11 protein-coding genes are annotated in these 25,462 nt (G+C 34.4%); 5 read left to right on the forward strand and 6 right to left on the reverse strand.

Annotation, left to right across the window (positions count from 1 at the left end; translation table 11 throughout):
- Positions 1-499 precede the first annotated feature (499 nt).
- The 5 genes from IC221_RS27580 to IC221_RS27600 form a co-directional block, all read right to left on the reverse strand.
- Positions 500-2,821: an arylsulfatase gene (locus IC221_RS27580; RefSeq protein ID WP_188172034.1), complete on the reverse strand. Its 2,322-nt coding sequence runs from the start codon at positions 2,819-2,821 to the stop codon at positions 500-502.
- A 111-nt stretch (positions 2,822-2,932) separates the two neighbouring features.
- On the reverse strand, positions 2,933-3,916 hold the full coding sequence (locus IC221_RS27585; protein ID WP_188172035.1) for an AraC family transcriptional regulator: 984 nt from the start codon (positions 3,914-3,916) through the stop codon (positions 2,933-2,935).
- A 1,117-nt stretch (positions 3,917-5,033) separates the two neighbouring features.
- The gene (locus IC221_RS27590; protein ID WP_188172036.1) at positions 5,034-6,494 is read right to left on the reverse strand and encodes a sialate O-acetylesterase; all 1,461 of its coding nucleotides are present in this window, start codon (positions 6,492-6,494) and stop codon (positions 5,034-5,036) included.
- Between the two features lie 136 nt (positions 6,495-6,630).
- The gene (locus IC221_RS27595) at positions 6,631-9,345 is read right to left on the reverse strand and encodes an NPCBM/NEW2 domain-containing protein (protein ID WP_188172037.1); all 2,715 of its coding nucleotides are present in this window, start codon (positions 9,343-9,345) and stop codon (positions 6,631-6,633) included.
- Between the two features lie 15 nt (positions 9,346-9,360).
- Positions 9,361-10,557 (reverse strand): acetylxylan esterase, encoded by a 1,197-nt coding sequence (locus IC221_RS27600; RefSeq protein ID WP_188172038.1) that lies wholly within the window; start codon positions 10,555-10,557, stop codon positions 9,361-9,363.
- A gap of 616 nt (positions 10,558-11,173) precedes the next feature.
- Here IC221_RS27600 and IC221_RS27605 point away from each other — a divergent pair.
- From IC221_RS27605 to IC221_RS27625, 5 genes are all read left to right on the forward strand, one after another.
- The gene (locus IC221_RS27605; protein WP_188172039.1) at positions 11,174-13,174 is read left to right on the forward strand and encodes a hypothetical protein; all 2,001 of its coding nucleotides are present in this window, start codon (positions 11,174-11,176) and stop codon (positions 13,172-13,174) included.
- A gap of 21 nt (positions 13,175-13,195) precedes the next feature.
- Positions 13,196-16,552: a leucine-rich repeat protein gene (locus tag IC221_RS27610; protein ID WP_188172040.1), complete on the forward strand. Its 3,357-nt coding sequence runs from the start codon at positions 13,196-13,198 to the stop codon at positions 16,550-16,552.
- Position 16,553: 1 nt separating this feature from the next.
- Positions 16,554-19,406 (forward strand): leucine-rich repeat protein, encoded by a 2,853-nt coding sequence (locus IC221_RS27615; protein ID WP_188172041.1) that lies wholly within the window; start codon positions 16,554-16,556, stop codon positions 19,404-19,406.
- Between the two features lie 71 nt (positions 19,407-19,477).
- Positions 19,478-21,244, forward strand: coding sequence for an Ig-like domain-containing protein (locus IC221_RS27620; protein WP_188172042.1), 1,767 nt, complete (start codon positions 19,478-19,480; stop codon positions 21,242-21,244).
- A complete protein-coding gene (locus IC221_RS27625; protein WP_188172043.1) occupies positions 21,244-23,088 on the forward strand; it encodes an Ig-like domain-containing protein in 1,845 nt (614 codons plus the stop codon). The genes IC221_RS27620 and IC221_RS27625 overlap by 1 nt, the downstream gene beginning before the upstream one ends.
- 194 nt (positions 23,089-23,282) lie before the next feature.
- Here IC221_RS27625 and IC221_RS27630 read toward each other — a convergent pair whose 3' ends face one another.
- Complete coding sequence (locus IC221_RS27630) at positions 23,283-24,752, reverse strand: alpha-L-fucosidase (protein ID WP_188172044.1); 1,470 nt, start codon at positions 24,750-24,752, stop codon at positions 23,283-23,285.
- Between the last annotated feature and the right edge of the window lie 710 nt (positions 24,753-25,462).

Genomic DNA, 25,462 nt, shown 5'->3' on the forward strand with positions numbered 1-25,462 from the left:
AATCACACTACATAGCATTTATGAGTATGTTTTTGAGAAACCGATTAAAAGTTAACTTTAATTTTTAAATGACTTCTGAGTCTAGCTTTTCAAAATATATATTACTTGGCATTTTATTTTGGAAGTTTAAAATTGCTTTTATGCTACAGTAGAGTAGAGCTAACAGCTCACTCAGATGAATAACTATAAATGTAAGCAATTTAAGTAAACTATCTGTACCACACTCATCAAAACATACGTGACGTTTCCCTCATAAGGCTTACCGATTGAATTCTTCAATGAGCTTTCGTTATAGTGTTTATTTCCGGATATAGAACCCATCTTTAATTCAACTGAGATTATTTTTAAAATGAACAGTGCATATTATAATAGAAAAAGTGATTAGCAAGTTTAGATGTAAACTCACTAACCACTAAATCTGAGTAATGTTGGTTTCTTCTATTCGAGAGCCTATCCTATTATTATAAATAATCGTACAACTGTCATTCACACATCATAATCAATCAATAAAATATTCTACTGATTGAATTGAATTTGTGTATTCAAATGATCCGATGTAGTCTTTGGAAACTTGGGAACCTAAATCCATTCCGATATCAGTTGTTTCGGTAACAGCAAATCGAATTGGAACCGTTTTATTGATTTTAGTTTTTCCTACAGCTTTATTGTTAATATATAAAGTGGCCGTTCCACCACCTCCCCAAGCTTCGGATTCTTGTTCATATCTCATTTTTACAGTGATTTCACCTTCAGGTAGATCAATGCTAGAACTCACTTTGTATCTTTCTTTATTGAAGAAGTTATAAGTGTAATGAAGTTTGTTGCCTTGAATATACATTGAATAACCTGCCACGTTACCACCTACGGCAACAATAACTCCTTCATCACCCTTTGAATAGTTCAATGCCGATTGAATGGTATGGCTTTTTGAATATACAGGTGGTGTTCCTCCTTCTGGAATTCTTGTCGTTCCTTGATAAAACTTAAAATATTTTTTCCCTCTTGTAATACTTGGACGTAGTGGGTTCAATGCTCTTTCTGCGTAACGATCATCTAAAGGGTACACATTATATTTTTTAGCCTCTTCATCAAATAATTCAATCAACTCCGCTAGTTTTTCTGGATATTTATCCGCTAAATCAGTGGATTGTGAAAAATCTTCTTCAACATTATACAGTTCCCATTTTACACTATCAAAACCTACAGATCCTGTAAACTTCCAAGGTACTCCATGAAATGCTGATGCAACCCAACCATCATGATAAATTGCATGATGACCTCCTACTTCAAAGTATTGTATCTTACGCGTGCTTTCTACCTCTTCTGACTCAAAAGAATAATTCATTGGCACACCCGCCATTGGCGTTTGCTCTACCCCATTAACGTGTGATGGAGTTTTGATTTTTGCAGCTTCATAAATGGTAGGTGCAATATCAACTACATGATGGAACTGTGTTCTTTTTTCATTCTTTGACTTCAGACCTTCTGGCCAAGATATCACTAAACCATTTCTTGTTCCACCAAAATGAGATGGGACTCTTTTCATCCATTGGAAAGGTGCACAACCTGCCCAAGCCCAAGGCACTGCATAATGATTTTCAAACTCTTTACTCCCCAATTCATCCATTACCTTCAATTGGTCTTCTAGAGAATCTGGAAATCCATTTTGTACCATCATATTATTAATTGTACCCATTGGTGTTCCTTCACCGCTTGCTCCATTATCACCTACAACATAAATGACCATTGTATTTTCACCACCCGGTAAGCTTCTAGCTTCTTTTAGAAGTTCACCAATATAATGATCCGTATGTGCTAAATAACCTGCTACTACTTCCATTTGGCGAGCATATAATTTCTTTTGCTCTTCTGTTTGGCTTTCCCAAGACTCAATTGCATCTGGTCTTTCCGTAAGTTTAGTACCTTCAGGAACAATACCCATTTCAATTTGCCTTTTGATGGTCTCTTCTCTCATCTTGTCCCATCCTTCATCAAACTTTCCTTTATATTTCTCAATCCATTCTTTTTGCACATGTAAAGGAGCATGAATAGCACCGGTAGAGAAATACGCGAAATAAGGTTTATCAGGGTTTAATGATTGTTGTTGCTGTATCCAATGAATCGCATCTTTAGATAAATCTTCTGTTAAATGGTAACCATCTTCCGGTTTTAAATTCGGTTCTACAGCTATGGTATTCTTATATAATTGAGGTTCATATTGACTAGTTTCTCCACCGATGAAACCGTAAAAATATTCAAAACCTAACCCTGTAGGCCAACGGTCAAATGGACCCGTCTGACTTGTTTCCCAATCTGGTGTGTTATGCCATTTACCCCAAGCAGCGGTATTATAGCCGTTTTCTTTTAAAACTTCAGCGACACTTGCGGCATCTTTATCCCATATACTATTGTAACCAGGAAAACCAGTTGACATCTCTGAAATTGTTCCAAAACCTGTTTGGTGATGGTTTCTTCCTGTTAACAATGCAGCTCTTGTAGCACTACAAACTCCTGTTGTATGAAATTGAGTATAAGATATCCCTTCTTCAGCTACTTTATCAAGATGTGGTGTGGCAATCGGCCCTCCAAACGTACTTGACTGTCCGAATCCTACATCATCTAAAATTACTAATATAATGTTGGGTGCTTTTTCATCAGCTTGTATAGGTTGAGGGTAATCTTCTTCTGACTCCGTGAAAGTTCTTTCGATTTTACCATTGAAATGATTCCATTTTTTGGGCAAGACCTCCTCTTGAGCAAAACAACTTCTGGAAATAACAAGAAGTAGTAGCAAATTGATTATTAAAAGTATTTTTTTCATATCCTTATTATGTATTTTCATTTATGTCTTATAAATATGACACCACAAACATAATGGACATTTTAAGGATAAAATAACCCAAATAACACTAAAAACAACCGAAAAATGTATTTAACTTGTTTTTTGAAATGATTTAGGAGTTATACCATAAAATCTTTTGAATTGCTCGGTAAAATGACTTAGGTTCGAATACCCTACATAGTGTCCAATTTCTGCAATCGTATAATCTGAAGTTAAAAGCAAGTTTTTCGCTTTTTCCATTTTAATGGATAAACCAAATTGATAAATGCTGATTCCAAAAACCTGTTTAAAGATATTTTGAAGCTTACGATCATTCATCCCTACTTCCTTCGCTAGTTCTTTTATCAGTGGTATTTTCTGATAGTGCTCAGTAACAATTTCCTTCACTGAGAAAATTTTATCAATATCAATTGTTTTAAGCTGATGGTATTTATCTATAAGTCCCCTATTTTGAAGTTTAGAGAAAAATTGTTCTAATAATAATAAAGTAGAACTCAACAGTGAGAGCTTAGTGATGGTTTCTTTTTCGATCTCTAATAAACTAGATTTTATTTTTTCTAAGGTATCAGATAAAGGGTGAGATAATGCTTCATACAGGAAAAAAGTAGGTTCTTTCAGAATTACACTGTTGATGTAATCGTCCTTTATATTCAAATTTTGACGCAACCAATCTTTATCTATAAAAATAGTTATATTTTCTATTAAGGTCTTTTTAGGAAAGCTATATTGGGTTTCAATACTATTGGAAGGAAAGAAGATTCCATTTTGTGTAGAAGAACCGATCATTTTTTGTTCCTCATTAATCTGCTGCTGAATGCCACTATTTGTCAACCAGAAAGTGATCGGTAATAGGTCCAAATTGTTCCCTTTGTTTCTCACAATTGAAATTTCTTCTTTTAGAAAAAGATTATAGTAGACAATATGAATGGTATTATTTAGAGCATATTGTTTAAAAAAGCCTTCACCGAGATGAGCTGGTAGATCAAACCCATCAGCATCAAGTGCTACATTCATTTGTTGTGAGATGCTTGATAAAAAACCATCTATACTTTCAATACTAAATTCAATTATCATGTACTATGTTTATATTGAGATCTCCAAAATATAGGTCAATGTAAGAAGGTTTACTTGTCACCTACAAATTGTTTAAGTATTAAGGTAGAAGAAAAAGTATAAAAGTACTCCTTAAGCCTTTACTATAAATCAATACACCCGAGACCTATACAGCTCTCGGGTGTATTTTTTTAAGAAAACTCAAACAAAGTGGTCGGTCCTTATTTGGATTTGCATCATTATTTCAGATAAAAAGCTAAGTCGCCTTTTAATACATTGTAAACTAAGTTTTCGTTAACTTTTAATTAACCTTACTACAAACATTTATAGGCTCTACTTACAAGCTACCTTCTTCTTCATTTTTCCATTGATGAAAAACGAAGCAAAAAATCTAGGCTTAGAAGTCAAAAGCTAAATTTCATTCCTCTCGCCTCAATGATTTTAAACTCGCTACGCTCAAACAACAAAATCATTTTTAACGGCTCAATTCATGAAATTCTTAACGCTTTTCCCTTCAATGCCAGGGGAAGTACTACCAAACTAAAATGGTAGAAAGCTCACTGGCGCGAATGTTAAGCGTAAGCGTCATTCGTGTCCTTCAGATCATCAGAAATCTCCTGATTTCTGAATACTATAATAACGATAATTTAGTTTACAACGTATTTAATGCATTGTAAACTAAATTATCGTCTACACTTTGTAGGCAATTCTACTAGCGTTCTACAGTATCCTTTCAAACTCTCCTTCTTCTTCGTTTTTGTCTTGAAACAAAAAGAAGCAAAAAATTCAAGGCTGAGAAGTCAAAAGCTAAATTCCATTTCTCTCGCCTCAATGATTTTAAACTCGCTGCGCTCAAACAAGAAAATCATTTTTAACGGCTCAATTCATGAAATTCTTAACGCTTTTCCCTTCAATGCCGTGGGAAGTACTACTAAATGATTGTCTGATTATATGTCAAAAGACAAGGGTTCTGTAATTATCTTCTAAAATGCAGTTCTGTAGGTACGTTGCATTGCAACGTCCTCACGAACCACAATACACTACCCTTTATGCTCCATAAAAGTAATTATATAAATTATCGAAAACTTATTTTACAATGCAGTAGTATATACCTTTGTAGCTATTAATGATCATTTCCCTATTTCACTGGCTTATTAATCTTGATTTTAAAGGGAGTTGCTGGCAAATTAGCACTGTTGTATAAATTCGGTACGAAGAAGTTTTCATAAGCATAATATAAGTCTCCTTCTTGGTAAGGAATCTCTACTTTGTTTTTCCCAATTATTTTTCCTTCTACAGACTCATATTCGTTACCCTTTTTGTACAAAAAGCCAGTAATCTTTTCACCCTCTGTTACCACTAGCTTTTTACCGATATTCTCAAACGTAAGTATTACTTTATCGTCTTCAAATTTGAAGTTTTTAAACGTAGGACCTTTATCAATTACCTTCTTATGGCCATAAGTATTTTTTAATGCCAATAACGAAAGTCTTCGTCCTACTTCTTGCTTGTTTTTAGGATGAATATCATACTCTTCTCCAATATCAAAGGCGGTTGCCATTCCCGTATTTTCAAACTTCAAACACTCTTCTTGTGCTAAGCGGAAGTTTCCCCATCTACCTAAATCTCTTTTAGCTCCTTCTCTACCTCTAAAACCTGCCAATTGTACAAAGTAGTATGGCATTTCTGGGTTTTGGAATACCGTTCTCATCATGGTGATGTACTCCCCAAACATATCAATATATCTTTCGGGATGCCAAGCGTTTGTTTCACCTTGATACCAAATGGCACCTCTAACTTGGAAAGGTACTAAGGGGTGTACCATATAGTTGTAGCTCATTCCTGTCAATACATTTTCAGGGTAGTAAGGTGGTTTTCCTTCTGGATTTTCATCCCATTTTGCCTTTCTTTCATTGTAAGAATTCAAAAAGTTGCCTGTATATTTTTTGATAAAGTCCGCTTGTTTTGAATTTTCACATGTTTCCTTATCCATAAATGCAGTGATACTTGCACCACCATAAGAGATATCAATCAAACCAATGGCTACTCCTTTTAATTTTTTCTGTAACTCTTTACCAAAGAAATAACCTACAGCCGTTTTCATTGGAATGCTTTGTGGTGTACATACTTCCCATTTCACATTCTCAATTTCTTCTTGTGGTTCATGTGTTCCTTTTAAAGGAGATACAAAAAAGCGAATATTGGGATAATCAGCATTGGTAATTTCCGCTTTTGCATTTTTTGAATCTCTCACAAACCAACGCATATTGGATTGTCCTGCACAAAACCAAACTTCACCTAACATCACATTGTTGAGAGTTATGGCTCCATCACCTTCTACCTTTAATTGGTAAGGACCTCCATATTTCATTTTTGGTAGAATGGCCATCCATTTTCCATCTTGCCCTGCCTTTACTGTCGTGGTTGATTTCCCTAAAGAGACGGTTAAGGAAGCTAATGGTTTTGCTTTTCCCCAAACCTTAATTTCATTCTCGGCTTGAAGTACCATATCATCAGTAAAAATAGAACCTAACTTTACTTGTGCTTGTAAAGTGAAATATGGTAAAATAAATAATACAAAAAATAATAATCCTTTCATTTCTAATAAATTGTGACTGTTAAAAGTTCGATTGTTAGCTATAAATACTAGGGCAACACTTTAAAAGCATTGCCCAGTATAAAAAGTAGTCCACATCATAATATTAATTCCAAGCTAATCAATCTTGTTATTTTTATTATTTTGAATCTCCCGCTACTAAGAAAAACGCTTCAGCCCAACTAGCATGGTCTCCACCATTGCTACCGTCTTCTTGATCTACTTTTAGAATCAATTCTTTTTTCCCAGCAATATCAATTAATAACTGTTCTGGTATCTGAATGCTACTCTTAATAGGTCCACTGTTAAATACTTCTTCACCATCTACTAAAATACTCATTCGTAAAACACCGTGATGAGAATCATTTGCCCCAGGTGTAACAACAAAGGATTTATAATTTCCTTTAATTGGGAATTTAATTTCAGAATCTGAATGTACTCCTAAACCTCTATCATATTGTGCTCCTTTGATAGTGATTTTTTCTCCCACAATCGAGCAGTTTTCCATCACTCTCCAATATGAAGTAGTGGAAGTTGCCATGTCTTTTGAGATATACACTCTTTCTCCTTTTAGCAATACGGAAGCTGGAGATTTCTGTGTAAGATGCGTGGCTGTAGGAATATTTGGTATCTCTTTTGGTTCAGCCTTTACAAAATCATTTTTCACTTCTACACTTTCATGTACAATAAAGAAGGGGTCTAACCAATTGGCATGATCACCGCCTTTTGAACCTAATTCATTCACTATTAATGTTAATGTTTTTGCTCCTTTTACCTTAATATCAAATGGTTTTACCTCTTGCATTTGTGATTTGATCTCTCCAGTGTTGAACACCTCTTTCCCGTCTAATAAGATTTTCATCTGCAGATAACCGTTATGCGACTCTGAAGCAGCAGGTGTCACATAAAAATGTTCATATCCTTCTTCAATTTTCCAACTAATTTTTGAAGGAGCATGAAGTCCAAGACCTCTTTCATAAGTTTTACCTTGCAGTATCAGTTCTTTCCCATCAACAGTTTTATTATCATTTACTCTCCAGTAAGAGTCCGTTTCAAAAGCATTTTTAGAAGTTAAATACAATCGCTTTCCTTTAATTTCTTTAGCTTCCAAAGCCTTTTTCCCTTCTTCTATGATGGCTTCAATCGATTTTTTTTTCCATGAAATAGAGGACAAAAGCACCTTTGTGATATCTGCTCCATCTTTTGGAAGAATCTCAATTTTATGTGCTTTAGACCACTGTCCAAAAGGTTGTTGGTTATGTTTATTTAGTATTTCATTAGCACTAATTTCCATTTGTTGCCATTCATTAGAAGCTGTAATTTCTAAATTATACTCGAAATAACCATTTACTCTTAGTAAGAGACTTTGAGGTTGAGTACAATAAAATAAGAAGTTCAATTTTGCATCGGCAGGAGCAACGTACTTTGGATCAGAAAAACTCTCATTTACGGTTCCTGTTCTATTATTGAATGGTCGCAATGCCATTATACCACCTATACCTTCTACAGGTGCAGTATTAGACCACAACTCACTATCTAAATCATCTGAAGGCTCATCTGTTGCAATCGCATTACCAAGTTCAGAAGGTACTTGTGCTTCAAAGTCTCCCGAAATCACGATGTTACCTTCATAATACACGTTGGCATAAGCAAAAACATAATCCTCTACATTCATAACAGGCAGAGAAGCCACCCAACTATCTCCTTCTCTCTTTGCTTCCGTATCTCTCCATACTCTTGTGTAACTAACAGGATTTTTTAATGAATAATAGACCTTCACCTCTTTTACTTTATCAATGTCAGAAGGTGTAATTTTATAACTAGGAATCCCTTTCTTGTCTAAACTTATAGCAGAAGTAGGTCGATTAGGCCAAAAGTGTTTTTTACCCAAAACATGCTTTTCAAGCCACACTTTGGCGTCATCACCCAACTTTTCAGTATTATGATGCCCTCTAGCCTGTAAGGCAAAATCCCAAGGTACATTTTTAGAAAAAGATTTGAAGATATTTTCACTTCTTTCATGGCCTCCATGATGGTCATTTGTTCCACTTAACCACAGCGCAGGAGCTTGAATATATGGAGCATAAGATTGTGGGGCAATACAAGATAAATATAGTTTCTCTCCTGGATCTTGAGCTGGTTCCTTGTAAGGCTTGTTGTATAACCAAACTTGCTTGCTTCTCCAATATTCCAAATAACCGATACCAAAGTAGGCTACAAAAGCTTTAATTCTTTTGTCCATGCCCAAATTCCACATCAACGTACCACCATAAGAATACCCTTTGGCTCCAATCTTATTCTGATCGATTTCCTTGTGCGTCATCAAATAGCTCAATGCTCTACGTTGCAATACATACCATAAGTAATCATCTGTTTGTTTAGGGTCAGTAATATAAGAACCATCCGGTAATTTATTTTTGATTCTATAGCCCACCTTCGCATCAATATTTCCATACCTTAATGATTCAGGATACTTGGTATAGTGAGCTCTTTCCCCTGTTTTACCACAATAATCGTGTGCCAATACTGCCCAACCCTCCTTTACATATTTCAAGTCGATGTTAGGCTTGGACATCCATCCATGAACATCCAATAAGGCTGGAGCGTTTTTAGCCCCTTCTTTTACAGCATATTTACAATACACTCGCACTTCCTCACCGTTGATATAAGCCGAGATATACGAGTCTTTATAATAAATCCCATCTACTACTTTCTCCTCTATAATTTCTTCCTTAAAATCACCTTGATCAGGATCAAAATCCTTCCAAAGATCCACTGGGCTTTGCTGTGCATACCCATTACTCCCCAAATAAAGGAATAACAACGTGGTGATTAGTTTATATATATGCTTCATTTCGATGGTGTTCTATTAATTGACAATATTGTTGATTTTCACTTCAGAGGAAAGCGTCATTCCATTTTCATCTGTAATGAATAAGTAAGCCGCTGTACTGTTTCTTGAGATTTCGGCACTCACTTTTTTGCCTTTGATGATGGCCGCAGCCTTTTTCCAATTTCTCTTCTCCCACTGTTTGTTATCTTCTGTATAAAAAACTACTGCCTCTACCGCTTTTGTATTTTTTACTACTGCAGAAATAAGCCCTTTTGATAAATCCATCTCTGTTTTTTGGATACTCATAATGGGTTTATTGTAAACTACTGCATCTGCAAATAAATAAGATTCCTTTACCTTCCAAGCTGGCGGATGACCATGCCCTAATTGATCTTCAATATATAAATAAGAATCAGACTTTGGTGCTTTGTAAGAGGCAACACTCGCCGGAATAGGGAAATGATGATCGTTTGAACCATTGATAAATAGCATCGGCATTTTTGCCAAAGGCAAGTATTTTTGACCCTCAAAATTATTCAATAGGTTGTCTCTATAGGCTTGATTACCATTTTTAAAATGTTTTCCCATTGCTCCATCTGTTCCATTTAAGAACCCACATCCATAAATCGGAATCGCAAAACGGAATCTTTGATCTACACCTGCCACTGTACTCGTGAGCATACCTCCCCAACTTACACCTGTTACACCTATATTTTCTTTATCTACATCATCTAAACTTCTTAAAAAAGAGTTAGCAAGAATCACTTGTGCAACTGCATGGTAATACCACTGATCTTTTATAGGTTTATCATTGTCATGGAAAACACCGTATCTTGATGGACCAGCACCTTCAAAACCTACTCTATCCTTGTGGTGTGCCGACGGTAAGTGACCTTCCAAATCCATTGAAAGTGCAACATATCCTTTGTCATTCCAAACTCTCACCCACTCCGCAATAGCAGTACCGCCACCACCATGTACTAAAACGACAGCGGGGTATCCATCACTAGGTTTTTTCGTTTTAGGATAACCATAATAAGCATATACTTTTGTAGGTTTTCCATTGTACTCTACACCACTGTAGAAAATACTTTTTAGTCCCGCTTCCTGTTTTAAAGTCGTTTCTTCAACTATAGGAGTTTTCTCTAAAAGATTTAAATCCCAAACTGATACCTCATTTTGACTAAATGCTATAAAAGGTACTAGTAGAAAAAATGTAATTAACCGTTTCATATATTTAAAAAATTGAGTCTCTCTTAATGATTAAAATAAGTGTACACAAGTATCTTATTATTTTATCAAATGAGATGCTGTAAGGGTTTCTTTTCTTTGTTCGTTTCTTACAAAGAAAAGAAAGATGGACTTGAAAATTAATTTGAACACTTTTTGGTACACTATAAACTAATTTTTGTCAATTCTCAATTGATATTTATGCAAGATTTTATAGGATCTACTTTCTAACTTCCTTCTTCTTCATTTTTCCATTGATGAAAAACGAAGCAAAAAATCTAGGCTTAGAAGTCAAAAGCTCAATGGCGCGAATGTTAAGCGATAGCATCATTCGTGTCCTTCAGATCATCAGAAATCTCCTGATTTCTAAACAATATAAATAACGAAAACTTAGTTTACCATGTACCTAATCAATCATACATAAGGCTTTGTTATTTTCATTTGATTCGATTACAGTGCATTCATTTAGTCAAAAATTTACTTCATAATACAAAAATATAAATTGTACTTTTTGTTATAACATTTTCACCTAACGGTATTATGATTACTAATTAATATTATATAATTTTAACTTGACTCTGACAATATGTTATAAGACATGATTTTTTTAAAGTAAACAATGAATAGACTTAACCTTTGGGTAGTAATCATGCCCTTATTGTTCTTTTTATCTTGCGAACAGGAAAAAGAGGATAATAATGTTACTACCAAAATTTCAACATTAGAACCAATCATAACAGAAAATGGAGATGTGCTTTTAGTAGGTGATAATCATGAAACGATTACTGCCCATCCAAAATTTTATAGTTTTTTGGTTCAAACAAATGATCAATACTCTGTCTATATAGCTGATAGTATTGCTGACAATTTATTTTTCTTTAAATGGAAAAGTTTTAATCCCATCCCGCACTACTTTGAATATCGGGCAAAGTTCGAATCTCAAAAAGGGGAAACATTGGGTGATACGTATTATTTCAACATCAATGACCTTCCTCAAATGGAATTTGAATTGGAGGCGTTACCTGATTCTATCAATGTAAGAGATACGATCAAGATACAAGCAAAGAATATTTATGATAAAGACGTAGAAGCCTATTGGAGAAGTCAGAATAATTTGGAATGGAAAAAAGCATTGGAGACCTACTTCGATTCTACCGACGTTCTTCATATTGTTTTATCTAAATGGGATTATAAAAATGACCACAGTTCTAAATCCTTCAAAATTGAGCGTACCAATTTTCCTGATTCTACCACTGTATACCTTCCTAATAAAATCCATTATAAATACGCCAAAGTAACGGGTACTGATAAAAGAAGTGCATGCTATGGTGATACGGTCACCGTATTTGGTCACTACTTTAATGATAGTATGTCTATTATTAATGAAAGGTATCCGGCTATATTTGATGTCACGCCAAACTCATTCAAATTTAAGCTATTACAATCTGACTTTACTGAAATCAAACCCCTATTGGAAGTCGATGAATTATACCAACTGTATATTCCAAGTATCAAAATTAAAACCCCTCCCATTGATTCTGTGGTAGTGGTCAACGAAGAACCTTTTACAATTAAGATTTTTAGTGAATATTTCAGAGAATATAATCCTAGATATTCAATATTCCTCAATGATCATAACATCTCCCTCTTTGATTTTATCAAAACGCCTAATGCTATCACCTTAGAATTACCTGAAAAGCCATTTCCCAACCGTAAAATTGATATTACCATCACGAATGACCTTTACTCTGAAGTCATTGCAAAAGACCTGTATATCAATTCTGAATTCAACTATGAAAATAGTAGTCCTGTGAGCTTGAGTAAAAGGTATGCTTCCTTTCTGAAAGACGGAAAAGTCTTTTTTAATTCAGGATGGAAAATCTATCGGTTTGATGATAAAGAGAAGATCATAAAAACAGAAACAGTCAATAAAACATCTACCGTCAGTGATCAACAATTGGTCAGTTATCACAACCAAAGATTATATAAGTATACTGAAGGGCGAATTGATTATTTTAATTTCAATTTAGATGAGTGGCAAGATTTTATCAGTTTTGACTTTGATGAAACTTCTACCTTCAAGAGCTTTTTTGTTACTAATGACTACCTTTTCCTAGGTGATGGAAAAACAAACGGCGATAATAGTGGTATAAATTACAGTAATGACTTTTACATTTATGATTTCAACGATAAAACTTGGAGTAAACACACTACTACACCGCAGGAAGAAGACTTTGATGTAATCAAAACTTTTGTTGTGGAAAATAAAGCCTATGTACTTGGTTACAAAACAAAACTCAACGGCTATGAAGCTGCTGTTAAAATTATTGACCTTGCCACATTAGAAGTCAGTTGGATAGAAAGTAATTTTGGAGTGTTTCCTAATTATATCATTGACAATGCCTTCTTAGACAATGACCGAATTCTATTCCAATACGAGAGAAATGATACGTTTTATGCCAATTACTTCGACTTGAATAATCATACTTTCCATTCTCTCTATAACTTTGAGGCCTCACGATTGAATCCTTATGGCACTCGAAATATCACTATCTTCTCTTACGGAGATAGTTATTTTCACCCTACTTATAATGGAAGACTATTTAGCAAACTGAAATAAACGTACTGACAAACTACTAAAATGAATTTCAAACTATTATTTATCCTACTGATAAGTTGTCCGTTAGCCGTTTTTGGACAAACGTATACGCTTCAAGATAAAGATGTGACCATGGCCAATGGGGTCATTCAGTCTTGTACTTATTCTTTTGAAATAAAAGACATCATTATCCCCGAAATATTGGATAATGAAACGGTAACAGGGATTGCTAATTTACCGGAAGGGCAAGGTGTTTTTTATAACAAAGGCATTCAATCGGTTTCCTTTCCGACTTCACTTACAAAAGTCGGTAACTATGCTTTTGAAGCCAATATCATTCAAGCTCTTGATGACCTTTCTGGCATCATCTCTTTAGGAGAAGGAGCTTTTAAAGACAATCCTATTACAACTTTTTCAACTTCTGAGCCTCTTCGCTTGATTGGAAAAAATGCTTTTGATGATGGATGTGCTATCCAATTATTTGATCATTCTTCTGCAGGGTTTGAAGGTTGGATAAATGAAGAATTGGAAGAAGTCACTGTTTTACAGCAAACCACAACTTCAAAAGGGTTTTATGCTCAATTCTCCTATACATTGACAGATGAAGATGTGGTTATGGAGGAAAATCAACTTGTGGAAGTACATGTTCCCAATGGTTTTAATTCGATTATTATTCCTGAACAGCTAGATCAGCAAGTAGTGAAGAAAATCAGTCATGAAGCGTTGAGTGATAAGAATATAATTTCAATTCATTTTCCTGAAAGTATTTTAGAGATTGGGGATTATAGTTTCTCCCACAACCAACTTTTGAAGGTCAATTTGAATGACAACATTACAAAAATTGGAGAGGGTGCATTTCTCAATAATCATCTAAAAAGTATCAATATCCCAACTGCCATTGATTCCATTGGGAGCCATGCTTTTTCAAACAATAAGCTGAAGTATTACATTCTACCTTCTGAGCAAAATAACACTAACTTTTACGGCTATCTACCTTCTTCAAAAGAAAAGATATACACTTCAGCTGACACCGTTTTTGATTTAACAAGTGACTTAAAGAGCATATTGGGACAAGTACTCACGGATGAAATGGTAGAAATGGAAGGCAATACGCTTAGGCGACTTTCTAGCGACTTTACTTTAGAAAACGGTTATATTTCAATTCCCGACTACCTTAATGGTACTTTGGTGGAACACATCGGTTCTTATACATTTCGTGATAAAAAAATAGAAGGTATACTGTTTCCCAAGGCATTACGTAGTATTGGAATGTATGCTTTTGAAAGGAATAACATTCGTTTTGTAAACTTGCCTGATAGCCTACGTATAGTAGATAAAAATGCTTTTTACAATAATGAAATTACAAAGGTATCATTTCCTGACAGCTTAAAAACAATTGGATACCACTCATTTAAATACAACAACATTACCGAAGTCGTACTACCCGACAGCCTTGAGTTGTTATCAGAAGCTGCCTTTGAATATAATAAAATCACAAAAGTAAAGCTTCCAAGAAATGAAAACCTGGAGTATGGTCGTTATGCTTTTCAGTACAATGAAATCACCGACTTGCTGATCCCTAAAGAATTTACTGCTGAAGGGAGTTCTCTATTTAGGTTTAATCAGATCCAAAATGTCATCATTGAAGAAGGTATAAAAGTTTTACCGTCCAATTGCTTTGCATACAATCAACTTACCTCTGTTATTCTCCCAAAAACAATACAACAATTAGGTAGGGGGTGTTTTATGAAGAATGATAACATAACGGTACGACTCCCCAAAATTGAAGATGAAAATTTCTTTGGATGGCTCACACTTGAAGGAGATCAATTGGAAGGAGACGTAAGTACAGAAGAGTATTTAGAAAGTGAAATAAATACAGTATACAAATACAGATTAAAGCCTGACGATGTAGTATTGCAAAATGATACGATTGTAGACCTCAACTCTTCCAATTTATCAGGAATAAAGTACCTTATATTTCCTAAAACTATCAATGATCAACCCATAAGCGGTATTTTACTTCAAAACCGAAATTCCAATTACGACGAGTTCCTAGTTATTGAACTGGAAGAAGGATATGAATTTATTGGTGATTTTTTCAGAAGTCTAAATAAAATTTCACTTCCTAAAAGTCTTAAAAGGATAGAGAGAAGGGCTTTTGATTATTGTCATTTCAAAGAATTTAATGCTCCAGAAAACTTAGAGATGATTGGATATGAATCATTTAGGGGAAGTAGTTTAGAAAAAGTGATTTTCAATGAAAAACTAAGATCTATTGAGCATTATGCATTCGAAAGAAATGAGATAAAAGAAGTGATTTTCCCTTCAACTTTAAAGTCTTTGGGTTATGGTGCTTTTAAAGAAAATAAGATTGAAAAAGTAACACTCAATGAAGGGATAGAAAACATTGAAGAGCAGGCTTTTTATTATAACCAACTATCCGACATTGTATTACCCACCTCCATTAAATACATAGGAGTCAATGCTTTTGCAAAAAATAATATGAGTTCCTTTCAGCTACCCTCTAAAGAGGGTGATGCAACTTTTGTGGAATGGCTACATCAAAATAATAGATATACAAAAGATCACTTTTATAGCAAGGAAAATCTATCAATTGATACAAATGACGAGATGAGTATTTATGCAATAAACTGGGTAAGGCTTAATGAAGAAAATACAAGTTTTGGTAATAATGGCTATCTGTCTATTTCTCTTGGAACATATCGTCCACTCAGGTATTATATTATTCCTCCAGCAATTGGAGATTCTACCCTTACTCATTTTAATTATAAAATTTTTGGAGAGATGAAAGGGATCGTTTTTGAAGAAGGCATTGAAGCAATTGAAACAAATACATTCCAAAATAATGAAATAGACACTATTCAATTCCCTTCTACTTTGAAGCAAATTGGCTTAGAAACGTTTAAAAATAATCTGATTGAATCGTTGATTTTACCTCACTCCATCACTTCTATTGGTCGTGGTGCATTTATAGGAAATCGTTTAGAATCCATCATACTCCCTACTCCAACTGAAGACTCATTGGTTTGGGTAGTCAATCAATCAGACACCTTGAAGAACGACTTCGAGATCATTGATTTCTATGCTTCTTATTCATTGGACAAAGAGAGGGAAAGAGAAAATGTAATTACCAATCTTGAAAATCCATATGTTCATACTCGTATCTTCCCCAACCCTATGAACGATGTGCTCACCATCAACAACATCCCTATAGGAACTCAAATCAGAATTCTATCCACTACAGGAAGAGTAATTTATAAGGAACAAGCTACTACATCAAAGGTACAATTGTTTCCAACTCTCCCTGCCGGAGTCTACCTTCTACAATTACAATTGGATCATCAAGTGACTACTAAAAAAATCATTAAAAGATAATATGAAATACATTATTCAAACACTATTGTTGTTTCTTATTATTCCTATCGGATATGCACAACAATCCATTACGCTCACTTATCAGAATTGTGTAGTTGAAAATGGAACACTTCACACGGTTTTTATTCCCAACGGGTATGATAAAGTGATTATCCCTTCATCAATCAATGGAGAAGCCATTAAAAGAATTGAAAATGAAGAGAAGGGCCTATTTCAAGGAAAAGATATTACTGAAATCGTATTCCCCGAAGGGCTAGAATATATTGGAAAGGAGAGCTTCAGAAACAATAACCTTTCTTCTGTTACGCTTCCTCAAACGATTCGTCATATTGGCTTGAACGCTTTTGCCGACAATCCTCTGAGTACAATTCCATTACCCGACCTTGAGGGTACGGGATACTATGTGTGGAGAAATGGTTATGGTAAATTAGTTACTGAAATAAAATATCATTATTACGAGCATTTTGCCACTACGGATTATATCATTCCGGAAGAAAACATAGTGATGGAAGGTGATACATTGGTCAATCTCAGCAAAAGACTTCCTACCAGTACCACTGCAAAACATCTTGTTTTCCCAGAAAGGGTAAACGGTGTAGAAATACATTACATTAACACCTCAGAAAATGGTTTACTGTTCAAAAATAAAGGTTTAATCAATGTACAATTACCAAAGCATCTGAAAGAAATTGGTGCAGATGAATTTTCCGACAACACCCTCCAACATCTTCAACTTCCTTCGGATATAAAAACGATTGGAAAAAATGCTTTTAGAAATAACCTTTTGCAAGAAGTGACACTTCCCTCCTCTTTGAAATTTGTAGGAGAAAGTGCCTTTTATGAAAATGAAATTCAAGAACTTCATCTTCCCGAAAATGAAGAGGGATTACAATGGTCTGTCCCTTCTCCCATCACTGATTTTGCCCCTCATTTTCATATCATAGAAAATTGGTACACACTACAACCCAAAGATGTAGTGATGGAGAACAATACAATTGTAGAAGTCTCTTCCATATTAGTTTCTAGCAATATCATTATTCCTGATTTTATTGGAACAGACACTGTAAAAGCCATTGGAAGTACTGACATTACAGGTGTTTTCAGAAATAAAAACATTGATCAGCTACTATTATCTGACAGCATAGAAGTAATTGGCGAACATGCCTTTTCGGAAAATAACATTTCAGAGATTCAACTCCCCAAAAACCTGAAGGAAATTCAGGACTATGCTTTTGCTGACAATACGATTACAACCATTATTTTACCTGAGCATGTGAGAGCACTAGGCCAAAAGTGTTTTATGGGTTCACCCGTTATCAACTTTCAACCAAACTCTGCTTTAGAAGTACTAAACCAGAGTGTATTCCGATGTGCTGAAGAACTTCATATCGACTTTTCGGAAACAAGCATCACTATTCTTGATTTACAAAATTCTCCTTTCGAAAACCTTCATCACTTTCCTATTCAGCTTCCTTATTTTGAAGAAAACCCCAATTTTGATGGGTGGTATACATTTCAAAATGGGGAAGAAGTAAAAGTAGAGGCGGCTGAAAACAACAGAGGTCTTTATCAAGCAAAATTCAAGCAAAGCCTAAATGCAGAAAATACGGTGGTGGTCAACGGAGAAATAATCAGTACAACTTTGGAAAGCATTGAGCACTTGGTAATCCCATCTGAAATCAACGGTCAGAAAATTACAAAGATTGGAAATCGTGCATTTTATAATAAAAAAATTCAAACGTTGACGCTCAATGAAGAACTGACTTCTATTGGTAGTTATGGATTTGGTTGGAATGCTATTCAAGAAGTGGTTTGGTCAGAAAATCTGGTCGAAATCGGTGAACATGCTTTCGCCTCTAACAACCTCACTACTTTAGCTCTACCTGAAAATATAATAACAATTGGAGAAGGTTCTTTTAGAAATAATGACCTCATTCATATCACTTTAAATAATAAAATCACTTTCATTGGTAGAGAAGCATTTAACTGGAATCCTAGTCAAGAGTTTAAACTTCCACAAAGTGATATCCCCCATTTTTCACATTGGAAAAGTATCTATACTACTTACAGTGCTGGAATTTATATTACACATTCATTTTCTTTAGAAGCGGTTTCGAGATATACTTTAAAGGAAGACGATATCACGGTAGAAAATGGTAAAATCACTTCTTGTGGCGACCTTCCTAAGGTTCACATTCTCTCGATTCCTCCTTACTTACATGGACAAAACATCACTGGTATTGCTGATAAAAGAAAGGGTGAAGGAGTATTTGAGGGTAAAGAAGTTCAAGATTTTGAATACAGTGAGATATTGACTTACATAGGAGATTTTGCGTTTTACAACAACCAACTTACTTCAATTAGACCCAACGAATATACTCACATAGGTCGAAACGCTTTTGCTTCCAATCTTATCTATAAAAGAGATGATTACCTACTTCCTACTTCCGTCAAATTTGTGGGACATTATGCCTTTTATAATAATGAAGGACTGAAAGTAAAACTAAATTCATCAGAGCATAATTACTACAATGACGAAGATGAAATAGTCACTGGCTATATAAAAGATAATCAATCGTATCGTATTGAGAATATAGTACTTTCTATGGATCAAAAATGGCAAAAAGATGTAGTGGTATTCCCAACAGAAGTCACTGATTTATTAACGATAAAAAACGCAGAAGGTAAATCTTTCAGTATTTATACCACTGAAGGTCGTTTACTGAAAAAGCAACAAACCATTATCAATTCGTTTTACCAAGCTAATCTTTCCACATTAAAAAAAGGGTTATACATCCTATACCTATTTGATGAAAAAGGAAATAAAAAGGCTTTCAAAATCATAAAGAAATAATGCAAACAAACATCTATTATCAACGACTACTTTACTGCCTTAGCATGGTCTGCATGCTATGGTCTTGCAACATGAAAGAATATACTATTGATGGTGCAGAACAACTCCCTGATCGGATTATTAAGATTTCAAATTTCAATCAGGAGTACTATGCCAATTCCACTATCGATTCCATGATTTATAAGGTAGTGGATTCTCTTGAAAACCCTGTAAAAAATTGTTATGTGGTCGTCGAGCAAAAACAGGGACATGCTCACCTACTCAATAGTTCTTTTAAAACCAATGAGGAAGGAATAGGTCATTTTGGTATCCGTTTCTCCGATCAACTTGATACGCTTAGACTAATGTTAAGCATACCTCAGTATCGAAAAATGAAAGATATAGATTACGAGCTTTATTTTAGCACAAAGGGGAATATTTATAATTCAAAGATGCATATTCTGGAAGGAAATTATCAAAATTATCATAATGGTGCTCATTACAGGAAGGCTCTTAGAGTGGTATTGAAAGACCAATACAATAACCCTATTGACCGTCAGAAAGTCTATTTCAAGAGAAAAGGAAGTGATGAAATCCTATTCGAAACAACGACGGATAAAGAAGGAATAGCAAGTATGGGCGGTTCTTCTTTCCCCGGTAGTTATATTGAAGCATTTAGTGATCATTCCGATACCGCCACTTTTACATTATTTGGTGGTGGCTTTCCTCATCTTTCCTCTCATATTTCTGACGGCGAAATTGTTGTTCAATGGGATAAATATGAAGGGGAAAATTTTAAATCTTTTACTGTAGAAAGAAACGATGGTGTTGTGATTGCTGAAGTCTTTGATCAGGACATTACAAGCGTCATTGATAATTCACCTGTAGTAATCGGGAAAAAATATACTTATAAAGTTATACTTAACTTAAAAAATAAAGATAACGCTTTTACAAGCTATTGGATCAATGATACAATTGACCCTGCAGTAAGTCAGCATGTGGGTAAAGTTTTCAAGCGGTATGATTACAAGCACTTTTATAGTTTTGATAAAATCACTCAGAAGATGTACACTTGGGATATTGATGAATTCAAAGTACATAAGGAATTCCAATTCAATAGAGTAATTGAAGATGTTTATCAGACTTCATTGGAAACGCAATTTCTAGTCAGAACAGAAAATTCACTACTGGTATATGATGCCGTGAGTAATTCAATTTTAAAAGAACTCAAATTCTCTGATTTTTTAGGGGAAAACCAAGGAACATTTGAATATGCTTATGGGGTAGCCTCTGGCGATGTATACGTTTTCTTTAAAGAAGAGAAAAACCTTTTTGCCTACTATTATTATGATGCTCAATTGGGTACATTTTCTGGTCGTAATATTTACGGAAAAGGTAATGAATATGTCGCAGAACTTTGTGCAGAAGACGATGAATACGTTTACCTCAAAATGGCTGGATATGAAAGCTATTCTTACAGATTTTTGGGTACACTTATTACAGAAAAAAAAGGGAAGCTCAATTCTTCAAAATATAGTAAGTTTTTTAACAGCAATTCATTGTATCATCCTCAAATGAATAGAATTTATAATACCAATGGAGAGGTACATACGCTCAATACTCTTACCCCAATTTATCATCAAGATTATTATGCTTCCTTCATTGGTGTTACTAAAGATTTACAAACACTGCTTTTTGCGAATCGAAGCCAATTTTACTTCATCGATGTTCCTTCTTTCAACCTTAAATCACAGAGAGGTTGTTACGTCAGCGAGCACATCGATGGGGTCTTTTTTGATGAAAGTGGCTCTAATGTAATTGTTGTATCAAATAGTGTCGCTTATAAAACTGGAGTATAATGAAAAATAAACAATATCTGTTGTCCCTCATCTTGGTATTGAACTGCTTGCTTTCATGCCAAAAAGAAATAGAAAATATCAATCAAAGTAATACAAATACGCTTTCATGGTACATTAGGCCAGACACGTATCAGAAGATGGACAGTACTACAGCGATCCCTCTTATTGTCAAACTGTTTACCAAAGACACTTTACATGCTGTCAGCAATGCAGACATCACTTTTGAGTTACAAAGTGACAATGCGGAATTGGTAAGCAATACAGTGACTACTGATTCAAATGGTGTAGCTTCCAATGAAATTTACTTTCTCAATCCTTCAGACTCTGTAGTTATTGAAATCCACTCTAAAGCCGCCTTTAGAACGTTATATAAAAGATTTGTGATTACAGAAAGTAAGTATTCTTCTTTAAAAAGGGTGTATCAAGATACTTTGATCTTAATGAAAAACACAGATTATATTAATAATGGTTTGGGCATAGAGATAGAAGATCATTACGGAAAATTGGTTAAAAAAGAGAAAGTAAAATATGAAGTGATAGAAGGTGATGCATTACTGAACGGTGAGAAAACGATTTTTGCCACTACCACAGACAACGGTATTCCTCAAGATTTACACTTCACAACAGGTAGCCAAAATAGTGTGATACGTGCTTCTGTTGACGATCAATTATTTATCGATTTCCAACTGATAGTCGTCGACCCTATAGAAGTACAGCTTCACTTCGATACTCAATCCGATCGTATCACATGGAATGAAAATACTCAAAATCTTCCCTACTCTTTTGAATTGTTGTCAAATTATGACTCTTATAAAAACACCTTTGCTGACACATTAAAAATCAGTGGAGAGCAAAATTCTTTTATAAATTCTGATATTATCTACGGGAAAAACCACACCTATAGAGTGGATATCATCCCTCATCATACTGGACTTCCAAAAATAGAAGGCGTCAACAAAACCATTTCATCGTCCAATGTAATTAACATTAATGAAGGGATGCGTAGTTATTTGATTGATAGTGAAAGCGAAAGAATCTATGTTACTACTAAAAATAACAACAGTTTATACATTTATGACTTTCAAAGAAAACTGATTCACAAGCAGTTTATTGGTGTAAACCTTCAAAACATGTGTTTGTTTGACAACAAATTATACATTGTCATTAGTGGAGAAGAAAAAATTGGGGTGCTTGATTTGGACTCTTACGCAATGGAATACATTGATTTTGGAAGACACCTCTCTACGCACCGTCTTTTTGATGTTCAGGTAAAGAGTGAAGGTGAATTGTATTTTTCAGCCTATTCTACAGAGAGCTATCGTGATCCTTTCATCGGTCACCTCAATTTGAAAACAGGTATTGTAAAAAAATTTCCGGCCAGCTACAACAATGAGACACCTTATATTAAAGAAGACAAAGACGGAAAATTATATTACAACCAATGGAATAATGAACTTGTTATCCTCGATAAAAAAACGGATCAAATTATAGAAACAAACCTAAAAATGAACGTACATTATATGGATTTTTCAAGCTCTGGAAAATACATTGGTTATAGTAGACATATTTACAACAGTAATGATTTTTCTATTTTTCATAATTTAGGTTATTATTCATGGCAGTTTTGTTTTTCACCTGACGAAAAATACTTTTACAGATATAACGATAGTAAATACATTATTCAAAAACACCCAATGAATGCTTTAGGTGATGCTTCTGAGGTAGTTGATATCCAAATCAGTTATATGAAACTTCACCATATGCAAACCAATCAATCAAATGATATTATGATTTTAGTCTCAGAGGACAAATTTGATTTTATCTATGGGTTCGATAAAATGTAGGTCACATTACCCCTTATTCAGAATTTCAATGCATCAATAAAAAGTAGCCCTTTCTCTCAAGTTTCATCTTTGGGAGAAAGGGCTTATCTGTAATTTAAGCAGTTATACAATTTAAATCGGACTTTTTGGATTATACAACCTGCTTATTAGACCTTTTTAAGTCCATTAGTACGAATATTTAATGATATCGACGATTATTTTAGTGAAGCCTCTGCATCAGAAGTTAAGGTTACTTCTAAAGCAAAACCAATCTGATTATCTTTATTTTTAGGTAAAACCACAGACAATCCTTCTGTTGTCTGCTTCCACTTTAACTTCTTCTTGTAACCCAAAAGTTTTACATCATTGATTTCTTCACCTTTAAAACTTTTGATCAAGGCTGTTTGTCCTCTCTCCATAGCAATTGCATATACCTTATTCTCTTTAGCGGTAAACCAAAAATCAGTGGTTGCAAACTTTTCTTTAAAGCCATACCCTTTTTCAGTTGGCTCTTCTTCTGATTCCTGATTGATTTTCCATTTGTGAGTACCATAGATCGCTGGACCATTGACAGAAGTCCACTTTCCTAAAGCTTTCAAATTGGCTACATTTTGTGCTGGAATAGATCCGTCACCTTTTGGGCCGATATTCAACATATAGTTTCCACCTCTAGAAGCAATCGCTGTCAGCCAGTAGATTAACTCGTAGGGTGATTTCCAATCATTATCATATTCTTTGTATCCCCAAGAGTGATTGAAAGTACCCACTGTTTCCCATGGCTTACCTTCCATCTGCTCCACCGTTGGGATTTTGTTGTCCCCTGGGATTTTATAATCACCCAAACCATGCCCTACTCTATCCGTTACAATCACATTCGGGTTGATATCGTACACGGCTTTATAGAATTGAAAACTTTGGTATTTCGTTAGGAAGTGGGCGAAATCGTACCACATAAACTTGATATTAGGAAATCTTGTCAATAACTCTTTCACTTGAGGGAAAGCCTTGTTGTACAGGTAATCATCAAAAGTATACGGTGATGGATCCCAAAGGTTCGCACCCATTGTACGGCGTTTTTTACCTTTAAAATCTGCTGGTTCTGGCCAAACTTCACCCGTATAATCCAAGTAATTTTTGATGTTACAATCGTTGGCATCATTCCAATCAATATTATGCGAATAATACACACCAAAATCAATTTCATGTCTTTGACAAGCATCGTATAACTCTTGAATAATATCTCTCTTGAACGGAGTTGAAGCAATATCAAATGTACTATGCTTTGAATCAAATAAAGCAAAGCCATCATGATGTTTCGAAGTAATGACTAGGTACTTCATTCCTGCATTTTTTAGTAATAATACATATTCATCTGCATCAAATTTTACAGGATTGAATTGATCCACCAATTGAGAATATTCTTCTCTTGATATTTTTGCTCTTGCTTGAATCCACTCTGCAACACCTGGATCAGGACTTTTGATATCATCAATTTTTTGTCCTTTATACATTCCACCAAGAATAGAATACAACCCCCAGTGAATAAACATTCCAAACTTATCTTCATTAAAATGTTCAATTGCTTCCTTCTTCGAACTGTTCATCTGATTCCATGTTTGTGCCTGTACACCCGACACCATCAAAATCATCAACAGGATTATTATTTCCTTTTTAATACATTTCATTCTACTATTCTCTCTTTTTCCTAAAAAAATTTTAGTCTGTTTAGTCACCTCCAAGACTGAAAGGTTCTAACATTTTAGTTTTACTAAGATGAATATCTTTATAGAGAGAGATTGTCCTTCAACTTTCAAAGTGTTGTTCTTATCTTCTCAATTAGCTTTACAGTGTTAGAATGCAAGGTTTCTGAAAAGGTCGAAGAGCTAGGAAGTGCTGAATCATTTTAAATTGTTATAGGTTGAAATTATAAAAAATACCTAACGATTAGATCATTTAGTATAATGTAATTTATTATTGTAAGCTTATGATTTATAATTTGGGTTAAATTAATTAAAAGTATTTATTGTCAATTTTTACAAACTTAAAACTAGATGACAACTAAAACACATAGCAAAACCAATATCACTGTTTTTTAATCAGGATCTTCAATGAATACGGAATCTAACAAACTATAATGTCATTTAGAAAATAAGGAGACAAGCAAACTACATTTCAAACAAAAAAATCATTCTTTTTCTATGCAACTTTTGAACTTAATATTGGACCTTTCTATATTAGGTCTACAAACTAAAAAATACCTTTAGCTGGTAACCTAATTTTTAAACTTTCTAGCTAAATCATTACAATAGTCTAAAAAGTAATATAGTTACCCCAGTAGTTCGGACTGTCTAAGCAGAAAAGATAATTATCTTTTTTTGAGAGATTCAGCTTCAAA

Source organism: Flammeovirga sp. EKP202 (genome assembly GCF_014534745.1).
Taxonomy (GTDB): domain Bacteria; phylum Bacteroidota; class Bacteroidia; order Cytophagales; family Flammeovirgaceae; genus Flammeovirga.

What these genes read in the sequence shown, in the direction of transcription:
- IC221_RS27580 (WP_188172034.1), bottom strand. Translation starts at nt 2,821, where the DNA reads ATGAAAAAAATACTTTTAATAATCAATTTGCTACTACTTCTTGTTATT.
- IC221_RS27585 (WP_188172035.1), bottom strand. Translation starts at nt 3,916, where the DNA reads ATGATAATTGAATTTAGTATTGAAAGTATAGATGGTTTTTTATCAAGC.
- IC221_RS27590 (WP_188172036.1), bottom strand. Translation starts at nt 6,494, where the DNA reads ATGAAAGGATTATTATTTTTTGTATTATTTATTTTACCATATTTCACT.
- IC221_RS27595 (WP_188172037.1), bottom strand. Translation starts at nt 9,345, where the DNA reads ATGAAGCATATATATAAACTAATCACCACGTTGTTATTCCTTTATTTG.
- IC221_RS27600 (WP_188172038.1), bottom strand. Translation starts at nt 10,557, where the DNA reads ATGAAACGGTTAATTACATTTTTTCTACTAGTACCTTTTATAGCATTT.
- IC221_RS27605 (WP_188172039.1), top strand. Translation starts at nt 11,174, where the DNA reads ATGAATAGACTTAACCTTTGGGTAGTAATCATGCCCTTATTGTTCTTT.
- IC221_RS27610 (WP_188172040.1), top strand. Translation starts at nt 13,196, where the DNA reads ATGAATTTCAAACTATTATTTATCCTACTGATAAGTTGTCCGTTAGCC.
- IC221_RS27615 (WP_188172041.1), top strand. Translation starts at nt 16,554, where the DNA reads ATGAAATACATTATTCAAACACTATTGTTGTTTCTTATTATTCCTATC.
- IC221_RS27620 (WP_188172042.1), top strand. Translation starts at nt 19,478, where the DNA reads ATGAAAGAATATACTATTGATGGTGCAGAACAACTCCCTGATCGGATT.
- IC221_RS27625 (WP_188172043.1), top strand. Translation starts at nt 21,244, where the DNA reads ATGAAAAATAAACAATATCTGTTGTCCCTCATCTTGGTATTGAACTGC.
- IC221_RS27630 (WP_188172044.1), bottom strand. Translation starts at nt 24,752, where the DNA reads ATGAAATGTATTAAAAAGGAAATAATAATCCTGTTGATGATTTTGATG.